General features: G+C 55.0%; 9 protein-coding genes. 5 read left to right on the forward strand and 4 right to left on the reverse strand.

Features of this window, described 5'->3' with window-relative positions:
• Positions 1 to 145: 145 nt before the first annotated feature.
• Together IGS16_RS12105 and IGS16_RS12110 are read right to left on the reverse strand one after the other, a co-directional pair.
• Positions 146 to 1,150, reverse strand: a complete 1,005-nt coding sequence (locus IGS16_RS12105; protein WP_297085753.1) for an HNH endonuclease — start codon at positions 1,148 to 1,150, stop codon at positions 146 to 148.
• Between the two features lie 18 nt (positions 1,151 to 1,168).
• Positions 1,169 to 2,107 carry a site-specific DNA-methyltransferase gene (locus IGS16_RS12110; protein ID WP_297085755.1) on the reverse strand — a complete coding sequence of 313 codons (939 nt, stop codon included), beginning with the start codon at positions 2,105 to 2,107 and terminating at the stop codon, positions 1,169 to 1,171.
• 453 nt (positions 2,108 to 2,560) lie between these two features.
• On the opposite strand from IGS16_RS12110, the gene IGS16_RS12115 reads away from it, so the two are divergent.
• On the forward strand, positions 2,561 to 3,448 hold the full coding sequence (locus tag IGS16_RS12115; protein ID WP_297085757.1) for an alpha/beta fold hydrolase: 888 nt from the start codon (positions 2,561 to 2,563) through the stop codon (positions 3,446 to 3,448).
• 42 nt (positions 3,449 to 3,490) lie between these two features.
• Here IGS16_RS12115 and IGS16_RS12120 read toward each other — a convergent pair whose 3' ends face one another.
• The gene (locus IGS16_RS12120) at positions 3,491 to 4,480 is read right to left on the reverse strand and encodes a heme o synthase (RefSeq protein ID WP_297085758.1); all 990 of its coding nucleotides are present in this window, start codon (positions 4,478 to 4,480) and stop codon (positions 3,491 to 3,493) included.
• A gap of 220 nt (positions 4,481 to 4,700) precedes the next feature.
• Positions 4,701 to 5,702, reverse strand: coding sequence for a heme A synthase (locus tag IGS16_RS12125; RefSeq protein WP_297085760.1), 1,002 nt, complete (start codon positions 5,700 to 5,702; stop codon positions 4,701 to 4,703).
• Positions 5,703 to 6,059: 357 nt separating this feature from the next.
• Between IGS16_RS12125 and larE the strand changes: the two genes are divergently transcribed.
• The 4 genes from larE to IGS16_RS12145 all read left to right on the forward strand — a co-directional run bounded on the left by larE (position 6,060) and on the right by IGS16_RS12145 (position 11,591).
• Positions 6,060 to 6,878 (forward strand): ATP-dependent sacrificial sulfur transferase LarE, encoded by an 819-nt coding sequence (gene larE, locus IGS16_RS12130; protein WP_297085761.1) that lies wholly within the window; start codon positions 6,060 to 6,062, stop codon positions 6,876 to 6,878.
• 187 nt (positions 6,879 to 7,065) lie between these two features.
• A complete protein-coding gene (gene acsF, locus IGS16_RS12135; RefSeq protein ID WP_297085763.1) occupies positions 7,066 to 8,142 on the forward strand; it encodes a magnesium-protoporphyrin IX monomethyl ester (oxidative) cyclase in 1,077 nt (358 codons plus the stop codon).
• A 250-nt stretch (positions 8,143 to 8,392) separates the two neighbouring features.
• The gene (locus tag IGS16_RS12140) at positions 8,393 to 8,737 is read left to right on the forward strand and encodes an NAD(P)H-quinone oxidoreductase subunit M (protein ID WP_297085765.1); all 345 of its coding nucleotides are present in this window, start codon (positions 8,393 to 8,395) and stop codon (positions 8,735 to 8,737) included.
• A gap of 229 nt (positions 8,738 to 8,966) precedes the next feature.
• The gene (locus tag IGS16_RS12145) at positions 8,967 to 11,591 is read left to right on the forward strand and encodes a protein phosphatase 2C domain-containing protein (protein WP_297085767.1); all 2,625 of its coding nucleotides are present in this window, start codon (positions 8,967 to 8,969) and stop codon (positions 11,589 to 11,591) included.
• Positions 11,592 to 11,675: the final 84 nt, after the last annotated feature.

An 11,675-nucleotide genomic window follows, 5' to 3' on the forward strand; every position in this document is an offset into this window, starting at 1 on the left:
CTACATTCTGCCCCCATTTTTTGTATGTTGAGCTATCTTTCAACACCTCTGCCTCGAACCCTTACTGATAATCTTTACTCTATCCCCCTCAAGGCAGAGGATTAGCCGGCCGACTGACATCAGATTTATGAACTTAAATTTTGTGCTACGAGGCTGCAAGACGTAAAAAATTAGCAATAGATAAATAATCTCTATGCGGACGATCTGAAGTAGCTGGAGGTAGAAGAATTATGGCTCTTAAAGCTTCAGTAAACTCTTCTAGTCCTTCATCGCGGGATATTACTCGAAGCTTATCGAGCTTACTTTGATTAAGTTCAATTGAGTAATCTTCATCTACGAATACAAGACCACGATCATAAGCATAGTGATGCAATGCACATAAAGCTATTCCGTTAGAGGTTTCATCAGTTCCATTCTCATGGCTTACGGGTACAATATGCGCTGCCTGTACTAGATCGAGCTGTACGCCGCACATAGCACATCGGTAGTTATAAGCGGTTAAAACTCGATCTTGGAAACTAGAATCCCTTAATCTCTTTTTGACAGACTGAATCACCGTTTGACGAGTCCAGCTTGTTGACTCAATCTCTCCATCGTTTACTGCATAAGGATTCTCAGCCACAGTTTCAAGCACACTAAGATCATATTCAGATTCACCAAAACCATGTAAAGATTCCAAGTTTTTGATATATTCAATGAAGAAACTAGGCTTGAAAGCGATCGCTATTTCCTCATTGCCTTTGTCGCAAGCAGAAAACCCGTTAATGTGAGCATTTCGAAGAAATTGCTCGCGAATTTGAATCGAAGGCGAAGAGCCTAATGTTCCAGAATGCTTGTTATAATCAAAGCCCGCAAAAACGCCGACTTCATCCCACCAGCCAAGAATTAGAGTTTTGCCCCCAATCTCAGGCTCAAAATAGCTGGTGGATAAACCCGTGATTTGAATACGGTATTCGCTTCTGGGTCTTGCTGACCCTCCCCCGTGAGTCAAATTCCAAATGTAAATGCGAACCCGATAGCTTTCATCATCCCTATAGACCTGCAACCTAAATGGATGATTATCTGGGCTTTCTAAATAAAGAACGTTCCACCTGCACTCCAAAATGGAGCGTGTTACAAGGTCGAGAAGGGCACGTTTACGCAGAACCACAATTCAAGTGCGTCCAGGTTATTCCTCAAAACGATACTGGCTTCCGATCAAGTATTCCTCGTTCAACTCAAAGGCTATCCACCTTCTATGTAAATTCTCTGCGACAAAACCCGTCGTGTTGGAACCAGCGAAAGGATCTAGTACAAGATCATTTTCATCCGTCAAAAAATTGATGAAAAAATCAGCAAAAGAAGCGGGAAACCGTGCCGGATGAGGTTTCTTTCCTGCTTCCTTGCACCTCCGCAAATAGGAACTGTTTGATTCTGTGTTGGCTGCTTCTATGAGATTTGGTGGAATTGCCCCTGCATTATCCTTTTGAAATTTAGTAGAAATATCATGTCCGCTAGGACGTAATTTAGCTTTGTATCCATTCTTTAGAAGCTGTTTCATGCTTTCGCTATAAGGCTTCAAAACCTTTTTATTATCAGCCTTTGGATGTTCAGTTTTGGACAACCACCAAACTACATTGACTGAATCTTTTACTCGAATACGTCTAACAGTAACCCATTCGGCAGGGGTTGGGAGCCTAGCAGGATTATAGTGAAAGAAATCTTGAGCCAAGAAAAATCCGACTTCTTTGCATAATCGAACAAGCAATTCATATTGATAGATGCTCCGCACTGGATTTCCAGGAAGATAGGCACCCCCTAAATCAATTACAAATGACCCATCTTCAGTGAGTACCCTCTTAAATTCATGTGCGAAGGGAAGGAACCAACTAACATAAGTTTCTGCACTTTCATTCCCGTATTCTTTTTTGCGGGTAAGTGCAAAGGGAGGTGATGTCAAAATCAGGTTAACGCTGCAATCCTTCAGATCTTGTATAAGCTCAAGACTATCTCCCAAGTATGCTGCTCCATATCCCTGAGTGTAATAAGGCTGCCTATTGACTTCTGATTGCTTAGTTATTTTTTTCTTTTGAAACAATCCTAGTTGCTTAGAGCCTGCTTGAGCCATACTCAGTTAATAGTAAACGCGTACTCTTTTTTCGCCTTAGGAGCCAAGGATAGCACGGATCGAGCTTTTTTCTCATTTAGTGCTATCCAAAAGAAACTCTCTTAACTCCCTTAGTCCAGAAACTCAAGCTCTTCTTGCCACGTTACCTAATGCCTTGCTTGGCCAACAACCCTTTAGCTACCAATCCTAACCAGGAGTTAAAGCAAGCTATACGAGAGCTTTCGGGGTTCCCAATCTTCCTGGCCCCTCTTCAACTGATATATGATCAGGACAGCATTTACAAAAATTCACAGTCCGCCGCCTCAAACAAAGCCAACGCTCAACCCTACGGCCACAACACAACCGCAAGCCTACCCCAGAGCATTTCTTCCCTCTTCGTTCTTCCCTCTTCATTCCTCCCCCTTCGTTCTTCCCCCTTCGTTCTTCCCCCTTCATTCCTCCCCCTTCCCCACCATGCCCCTCACCCAAACCCACCCTATCTCCATCCACACCTGGCACTGGCGCGGCTTCCCGATCCGCTATCAGCAAGCGGGCAAAATGGGTGTCCCGATGCTGCTGGTGCATGGCTTTGGCGCGTCCAGCGACCACTGGCGCAAAAATCTCCCGGTTCTGGCTGACACGAACCGGGTGTTTGCCATCGACCTGATTGGCTTTGGCTATTCTGCCAAGCCCGCGCCGGGAGAGACCATTCAATACACCTTTGACACCTGGGGACAGCAGTTGCTCGATTTTTGCCGCGAGGTGATTGGGGAACCCGTGCTGCTGGTGGGCAATTCGATTGGCTGTGTGGCGGCGCTTCAGGCGGCTGTGCTGGAGCCAGAATGGGTGCGCGGCGTGGCCATGCTCGACTGTTCGCTGCGGATGCTGCACGACCGCAAGCGGGCGACCCTGCCCTGGTATCGGCGGTTTGGCTCGGTGTGGCTTCAGCAAGTGCTGGCCAACCGGGCGATCGGGCAGTTCTTCTTTTCGCAAATTGCCCAGCCCAAGACGGTTCGCAAGGTGTTGCTGCAAGCCTATGGCCGCAAGGATGCCGTGACCGATGAACTGGTGGACTTGCTGCTGAAGCCAGCCTTTGAACCAGGTGCAGTGGATGTGTTCCTGGCGTTTATCCGCTATTCTCAGGGGCCGCTGGCGGAAGATTTGCTTCCCCAAGTGACCTGCCCAGTGCTGGTGCTGTGGGGCACTGAAGACCCGTGGGAGCCGATCGCTCTCGGTCGCGAATTTGCCAACTACCCCTGCGTCCAGGATTTTATTCCTCTGGAAGGGTTGGGACATTGCCCCCAGGATGAAGCTCCGGAGATGGTAAACCCGATTTTGCAGCGGTGGGCAGCGGTTTTTTAGAAACCCGGTTCAAGGGGATGAACCGGGCTAAGCGACTCGTCGCTATAGCGGCACAATCTCGCTTAGAAACGAGGCGTGCTGGGCGATCGCCCCTGAAATTTGCCCAGTAATCTGGTGTGTAATCGGCAGGCTGTCTACTGCCATGCCCGCGCAGAGCAGCATCATATAAAAGATGGAGTACTTAAAGAGCGATCGCGCAGAGTCATAGTCCATCGGGTTTTTGAGCAGGGCCCAGGCTTTTTTCAGGAAAACCGCAGCCAGTCCCAGCGCCGCCACCAGATACACTACCCCCATCACGCCGAGGGGAAACACCAGCAGCAGCGTCACCGGAATCATAATTAGCGTGTAGATCCAAATTTGCTTGGCGGTAGCCACCTGTCCGGCGACCACGGGCAGCATCGGCACGCCGACCTTTTCGTAATCCTTTTGAATCATCATCGCCAACGCCCAGAAGTGGGGCGGTGTCCAGAAAAAGATGATGGCAAAGAATACCCAGGCGGCCCAGCTTAGCTCACCTGTCACTGCTGCCCAGCCCACTAGCGGCGGAATTGCGCCCGCTGCACCACCGATGACGATGTTCTGTGTGCTGTGGCGCTTGAGCCAGTGCGTGTAGACCAGGACATAGGTCACAATGCCCGACATGGCCAGGCAAGCGCTCAGCAGGTTGGCAAACACCGTCAGCAGCGTGAAGGAGAGGAGCGCGAGGGCGATCGCAAAAATCAGGGCATCTCGCGGCTGGATGCGGCCCGACGGCAGTGGTCGATGGCGGGTGCGCTCCATGTCGTAGTCAATATCGCGGTCGTAGAGACAGTTAATCGTATTGGCAGAGGCGGCGGCCAGGGCCCCGCTGAGCAGCGTCACCAGCGCCAGCACAGGGTCTACTTCACCGTGGGCGGCGATCCACATGCTGCCTGCGGTGGTGATTAGCAGCAGGATGATGATGCGGGGCTTGGTGAGTTGCCAGTAGCTCTGAACGACTTGCCAAACATTTTGATGATGGCGGATGGAATTGGTGCAAACGGTATCTTGCATTAGCAGCATCCTAAAAAAGCAGCGGGTCTAACCTGACCAGAGCGAATATCGCGGGAAGTATTAAGTGCAGAAATTAAATTTGCGGAATTTGCGAAATCTGCGGACGAAATCTGCGGAAAAATGAGTTGCTTTGTCGCAAAGCCCCAGCTACGTTAGACGCTTTGAGGCAAGCCAGACCAAAATCGGAAATCCAAAATCTAAAGTCGAACGGCAGTCCTCCCTACACGGGCACTGCGCCAGACGGCGGTGGCTCAGGGGAATCGGTCGAAGCCTGAGCAGCCACACTCTTGACCTCAGAGACGGGGCGATCGCGCCATCCCAAGGCTGTAAAGCAAACTAGCGTTCCCAGCAGACACGCGCCAATCATCTGGTGTGCTACCGTCAGCGGCTCGACCTGTAAGTGCAGGCGATAAGTAGCCACACCCAGCAGCACTTGCAGCCCCAAAAAAACCAGCGCCAAGTTTGCCAGCCGCCGCAGGCTGGGATGCAGCGCCGGAGTGCGCCAGGCCAGCCCCACGAGAATCAACACCGACAGACTAGCCGGAACCACCCCTAGCAGGTGTGTATTCATCACGACACAAAGCTGCGACCCGCCCAGACATTGGTGCAGCGCCCAGCGCGATCCCACCAGCGCCCCAGAAAGGCTCTGAGCATAAACCAGCAGCGCAGCGGCCAGGCTAAACCAGGGCAACTTGCCAACGGTTCCCGTCCCCTCGTGCGGCAAGAGCGCTACGCCCATCACCAGCAGCGTCACGAAAAACGCCAGCGCCGTGCCCAGGTGCGCGGTCACGATGTCGAATCGCAACAGTTCAATAACTGTCAGCCCACCCAGCACGCCCTGAAACACCACGAGGAACAGAGCGAACGCCGAGGCCCAGGGCACCCAGCGGGGAATCGAGCGACGATACCACAGGCTCATGCCCACCAGCAGCATGGTCAACAGCCCAATCAGCGAGGCATCCAGCCGATGAAACCATTCCAGAAATACCTGCAAATTCATCTGCTGGGTGGGCACTAGCGTGCCGTAGCAGAGGGGCCAATCGGGACAGGCCAGTCCTGCATTCATGACGCGGGTGGCGCTGCCGATTGCCATGAGGATCAGCGTGGCGATCGCCAATTTCCACACCAACCGCCGAATCCGCTGCACCGCCAAGGGATGACGGAGGTTGGGTTTCAGTTCCTCCAAATCACTCGACGCTACGGGCAAAGCCGCATCTGCCATGTTCATCCCTCCCGAAGTTCCAGAAGCCAGTTTGAGTGGCACAGATTTTCGACATTCGACACCTGTTTTCGACACCTGTTTTTGACGAATGGCTTTCAACCCATCTCGACAACCGTTCGACCAGTGCCAATCGCAACTAGGGGTTACGCATAGGTACTACTTTAGAGACTGCTTCCCGAAATCGAGGGTAGCTTTAGGCATTTCTTTGGAATCCAGATGACATCTGCCTTTCCACCCGCTGTAAATGTTGTCCAAACTACACTTTCCGCTCCCGCCATCCCCCTATCCCCCATGACTCCCCCTCAAATTCGCTAGTCTGGAAACAGACGACAGCGTTGGGAGGATAACGCGAGATTCATGCTGGCAGAAAAGCTGGAACAGTTGCGATCGCTCTTTGCAGAGATGGATCGAGCGCTAATTGCCTACTCAGGCGGCATCGATAGTACGCTGGTGGCCAAGGTGGCGTGGGACGTGTTGGGCGATCGCGCCCTAGCCATCACCGCCGAGTCGCCCTCGCTCTTGCCCGAAGACCTAGAAGACGCACGGGTGCAGGCGGCGGAAATCGGCATCGCCCATGAAGTGGTGCAAACCCACGAAATGGACAACCCCAACTACACTGCCAACCCGGTCAACCGCTGCTACTTTTGCAAGAGCGAACTGCACGACACGCTGAAGCCCCTCGCCCTAGAGCGCGGCTATCCCTACGTGGTCGATGGTGTGAATGCCGATGATTTGCAGGACTATCGACCGGGCATTCAGGCGGCAAAAGAACGAGGAGCGCGATCGCCCCTCGCCGAAGTCGGCATCACCAAGCTAGAAGTCCGCGAACTCTCCCGAATGCTAGGTCTGCCCTGGTGGGACAAACCCGCCCAGCCCTGCCTTAGCTCCCGCTTTCCCTACGGCGAAGAAATCACCGTCGCCAAGCTCCAGCGCGTCGGCCGCGCCGAACGCTATCTGCGAAGCTTGGGGCTAAAAACCCTGCGCGTCCGATCCGAAGGCGACACCGCCCGCATCGAACTCCCCGCCGAAGACATCAAAACCTTCATTAGCACCCTCGACCTGCCCACTCTGGTTGCAGAGTTCCAGCGCTACGGTTTTGTCTACGTGACGCTGGATCTGGAAGGCTTCCGCAGCGGCAAGCTAAATCAGATCTTGGGCGTGGGGGCGTTGGGATAATGGCTCCCCACACTCCAACATCTTCTGTTGCAACTCTTAACACGCTCTCCGCATTTCCGTTACGTCGTCCTGATAGACTGAAAGACACGCAGCACAATGCGTTGCACTGTTTGCGTACCGTTCGCGTACCGTCATTCGTGCCGTCATTATTAAAGCTTCGAGTTATCCAATCTGATAAGACCTGGCAATGGTAGATTCCCTCAAGAAACCTGGCTTTGAAGAACTTCGTCCGGGCGTGAAAGTCCCGGCGAAAGAGACGATTCTCACCCCCCGTTTCTATACCACCGACTTCGACGAGATGGCTAAGATGGACATCTCCGTGAACGAGGATGAACTGAGGGCAATCCTGGAAGAGTTCCGCACAGACTACAACCGTCACCACTTTGTGCGGAGCGAAGAATTTAATCAGTCCTGGGATCACATCGACGGCGAGAGTCGTCAACTGTTTATCGAGTTTTTGGAGCGCTCTTGCACAGCGGAATTCTCTGGCTTTTTGCTTTACAAAGAGTTGGGCCGCCGCCTCAAGGACAAGAACCCAGTGCTGGCAGAGTGCTTTACGCTGATGTCGCGGGATGAAGCGCGGCACGCAGGCTTTTTGAACAAAGCCCTGTCAGACTTTAATATGTCGCTGGATCTGGGCTTTTTGACCAAGAGCCGCAGCTACACCTTCTTTAAGCCCAAGTTCATTTTCTACGCCACCTACCTGTCAGAGAAAATTGGCTACTGGCGGTACATCAAGATTTTCCGCCACCTGCAAGCCCACCCCGAAAATCGCATCTACCCGATCTTCAGCTTCTTTGAAAACTGGTGCCAAGACGAGAATCGCCACGGCGACTTCTTTGACGCGATTATGAAGGCGCAGCCCAGCATTCTGAATGACTGGAAAGCGCGGCTGTGGTGTCGCTTCTTCCTGCTGTCGGTGTTTGCGACGATGTATCTCAACGACTTGCAGCGGGCTGACTTTTACAAGGCGCTGGGCATCAACGCGCGGGACTACGACATCGACGTAATCCGCGAGACGAACGCCACGGCTGGCCGCGTGTTTCCGCTGGTGCTGAATGTGGATCATCCCGACTTCTTCCGGCTGATGGACGAAGCCGCCGCCAGCTACCTGAAGATTGTCAACGCGCCCGCATCGAACGAGCCGAAGCCGCTGAAAACGCTGAAGCGCTTGCCTCACATCCTATCCATTGGCGTGAAGATGCTCCAGCTTTATCTAATGAAGCCGATTGATACGGCTCACCTGGAAGGGACGGTGCGCTAGCGCCCGGCTTGATGTTGGTTTGACAAATTGACAGGTTGCGCCGGGTTTTCGTACCCCCTCAGCAAGCGGTTCTGCAATTTGCGGGGCCGCTTGCTGCGTTGGAGTATGGCAGGCGAATTTACGAATCTCAATTGAGCCTATCGAGAATTTAAAAGTGAGAGCGCTAGGGAAACCTGCTTTGGCTGGGGTGCGACCTGTACAATGTCTGAAGACCTTTGAGTAGCGAACTTTTTGGGGCGGCGATCGCACTATGTTAATCAAGTCCACCACGCGGCACATTCGGATTTTCTCAGCAGAGGTTCAAGACAACGAGCTGGTTCCCAGCACCGACAAGCTGACGCTGGACGTTGACCCAGACAACGAACTGAACTGGAACGACGAAGCTCTGCAAGCCGTGTATAAGAAATTTGAAGAACTGACCGCGCAGTATGACGGAGCAGATCTAACGGACTACAACGTGCGGCGGATTGGTTCAGATCTGGAGCATTTCGTGCGATCGCTCCTCTACGACGGCAAGATATCCTACAACCTGCAAAGCCGCGTGCGGAACTATAGCCTGGGTTTGCCCAGAGTTTCTGCTGATATCAACGTCTAGGTGACTCAGTTTAGATGGCTTAGGCGTTCTCAGCAGGTTTGCAATCGATACGGCTGGTCTGACCTGAGTTGACTTAAATCCTGATGGAAATTGGTTTGCTGGGTCGATGCTTGCGACAGGGCGTTAGGCGGAGCGTTGGGCGGCGAAATGATGTGTTCGGCTGGGGTCTACGTTATCCTAGTAAAGCCGAATCTTGTTTTTCATTGGCTGCTGGTGGCACACTCCGCGAATGCTCTACTGCTCCAACTATTCCTGTCAGGCTCCCAATTCAGAGCGCAGCAAGTTTTGCCAGAAGTGTAGAACGCCGCTGACCAAGCGATACCTCTGGGCGATTGGCCCAGGGGCGGAGTCTTGTCGGAGTGGTGAACTGTTGGCTAATCGCTACTTAGTCAAGGGCGGGCGGGTGCTGCTAGATACCAAGCCAGGGCTATTGCCAGGAATCTCGACCGAGCAAGTTCCCGATGATCTGCTGCCCTACCTGCGGCTGTCGCCCTACGCGCTGCATGTGCCCCAGGTGTATGACTGGGTGCGGCTGGAATCGGCGGGCGGCCCAGAAAAGCTGGCGCTACTGGAGCGATCGCCCCTTTACCTGCCCAACACGCCGTCCGATGCTGACCCTGCTGCCAGCGACCCCCAGCTTTTCCCCTCGCTGACAGACCTCTGGCCCCGATCCTCTGCGCTGCGCCAGCTCAACTGGCTCTGGCAAATCGCGCACCTGTGGCAGCCCTTCGCCACAGAACAAGTCGTCTCCTCTTTGCTGATGCCGGATCTGCTGCGCGTGGAAGGGGCACTGGTGCGCCTGATGGAACTTCAACTGGATGCATCGGGCATTGAACCGACGCTGGCAGACCTGGGCAGCCTGTGGCAGCAGTGGTTGCCCTCTGCCCATGCGAAAGTGTCGCCCCATCTCGATGCGCTCTGCCAGGAGATGGTTCGGGGGCAACTTCATGCTTCAGAACAGGTAATCGAACGACTGGACAAAGCGCTGTGGACAGTGGCCCAAGAGTCCCCCCGCCAGGTATCGCTGGCTACCCGCACCGACCAAGGCCCCAGCCGCCAGCGCAATGAAGATGCGTGCTATCCCCCCAGCGGCACGGCCCAGACGCTTGCTTTGACCCCAACGGTCACCCCGCTGCTGATTGTGTGCGACGGCATTGGCGGGCATCAGGGGGGAGATGTGGCCTCTAATCTGGCGATCGCCGCCGTGCAGCAACACCTCCAGTCCAGCGACCTCAGCCGCCTCAGTCCCTTGGCTTTGATGCAGGAACTAGAAGCTGCCGCATGCGCCGCCAATGACCTGATTAGCCAGCGCAATGACGAAGAGCATCGCCAGGATCGGCAGCGCATGGGCACCACGCTGGTCATGGCGCTGGTGCGCGGGCACGAGCTATATCTGGCCCACGTGGGGGACAGTCGCGCCTACTGGATTACCCCGTGGAACTGTCACCAGATTACGCAGGATGACGACGTGGCCTCGCGCGAAGTCCGCATGGGCTATAGCTTCTATCGGGAGGCGCTGCAACACGCCAGTTCTGGCTCTCTGGTGCAGGCGCTGGGCATGAGCAGTTCGTCTTTGCTCCATGCCAACGTGCAGCGGTTTGTGCTGGATGACGACAGCCTGTTTTTGCTGTGTTCTGACGGGCTGAGCGACAATGATCGGGTGGAACAGTATTGGGATTTGGAACTGCTCCCGGTGCTGGGCGGACGTGCCAATTTGGAAATCGTCACCCAGCGACTCGTCGATCTGGCGAACTCCCAAAATGGTCATGACAATGTAACCGTTGGCATTGTTCATGTCCAGCTTCCCAGCCTGTCGCCTACCAAGCTTGCACCGACGCAGCTTCCTGGTGCAGAGGTCGCCCCAGTCCCGACGGCGATCGCCTCTACTGCCGTCGTTTCTCCCGTCGGCTCTCCCTCCGCCCAAGCCGCGCAAGCCTCCAACCCATTCCCCAATCTCTCACCGCAGCCCAGCGAACCCGCTTTGCCCAAAACGCAGGTCGTGTCGCCCGTTGCCGCCAAGCCAAGAACCCTACCGCTGTTGCTGACCCTCCTGGCGCTGCTGGGGGCGGGGGCGCTGGGCTACTGGCTGATGCGCGATCGCCTGGCCAGTTTGACGGGGTTTCCCCCTGCGCCTACCCTATCCCCCCCTGCCGAAGAAGACCCAGCGATCGCCCTTCAGCCCGGCGCGTTTATTCTGATTGGACGAGCAGCTGATGGCGCACCCAGCGAAGCCTCTGGGCTAGTGCTGCTGTCCTCACCCCCCACAGTCGAGGGCAGTCCCACGGCATCCCCCTCCCCTGCAACCCCTGCAACGACAGGTCTGGCGATCGCCCCTGGTAGCGTGTTGATGGTGCTGGAGCGCCGGCCGCCCGATAACCCCACCGAGATCAAACTCAGGGTTTGTTCTATGGAGCAAGCCGTAGCCCCTACACCAGCGGCTTCGACGACTTCCAGTTCCCCTGCCCCGCCCATCGCGCCCGACAATGGCTCCGCTTCGAGTGCAAACCCGGCGCTCTCGGCATCCCCCGCTGGCGAGTTGCCAGCCCCACCTCCGGTGGATACGCCCAATGCCCTGCCGCCTGAGCAAAGCGCGATCGCCACTCCGGGCAAAGAAGGCTGGGTAGCGCTAAGCGATCTCCGTCCGCTGATGATGCCCAACCCCACGCCGACCAATGCCCAGCGCGGGGTCTGCAATCCTGCTTCGACTACACCACCTGCAACTCTAACGCCTGCAACCCCAACGCCTGCGACCCCAACGCCCGATTTGCCCGCTCCACCCCCAGCCCTGCCGCCTGTGGGGCCTGCAACGCCTCCCAGCGCCCCACCCGGCGCATCTCCTCGTGGCGTTGGTTAGCGTCTGAGCTTTAGCCTCCTAAGATTGAGCCAGACTTAGGCTCTATTGAGCCTCTAAAGATCTAGCCTTCTGGAGGCAAAGAGG

The organism is Thermoleptolyngbya sp. C42_A2020_037 (genome assembly GCF_015272455.1).
In the GTDB taxonomy this organism is placed as follows: domain Bacteria; phylum Cyanobacteriota; class Cyanobacteriia; order Elainellales; family Elainellaceae; genus Thermoleptolyngbya.

What these genes read in the sequence shown, in the direction of transcription:
- IGS16_RS12110 (WP_297085755.1), bottom strand. Translation starts at nt 2,107, where the DNA reads ATGGCTCAAGCAGGCTCTAAGCAACTAGGATTGTTTCAAAAGAAAAAA.
- IGS16_RS12115 (WP_297085757.1), top strand. Translation starts at nt 2,561, where the DNA reads ATGCCCCTCACCCAAACCCACCCTATCTCCATCCACACCTGGCACTGG.
- IGS16_RS12120 (WP_297085758.1), bottom strand. Translation starts at nt 4,480, where the DNA reads ATGCAAGATACCGTTTGCACCAATTCCATCCGCCATCATCAAAATGTT.
- IGS16_RS12125 (WP_297085760.1), bottom strand. Translation starts at nt 5,702, where the DNA reads ATGGCAGATGCGGCTTTGCCCGTAGCGTCGAGTGATTTGGAGGAACTG.
- larE (WP_297085761.1), top strand. Translation starts at nt 6,060, where the DNA reads ATGCTGGCAGAAAAGCTGGAACAGTTGCGATCGCTCTTTGCAGAGATG.
- acsF (WP_297085763.1), top strand. Translation starts at nt 7,066, where the DNA reads ATGGTAGATTCCCTCAAGAAACCTGGCTTTGAAGAACTTCGTCCGGGC.
- IGS16_RS12140 (WP_297085765.1), top strand. Translation starts at nt 8,393, where the DNA reads ATGTTAATCAAGTCCACCACGCGGCACATTCGGATTTTCTCAGCAGAG.
- IGS16_RS12145 (WP_297085767.1), top strand. Translation starts at nt 8,967, where the DNA reads ATGCTCTACTGCTCCAACTATTCCTGTCAGGCTCCCAATTCAGAGCGC.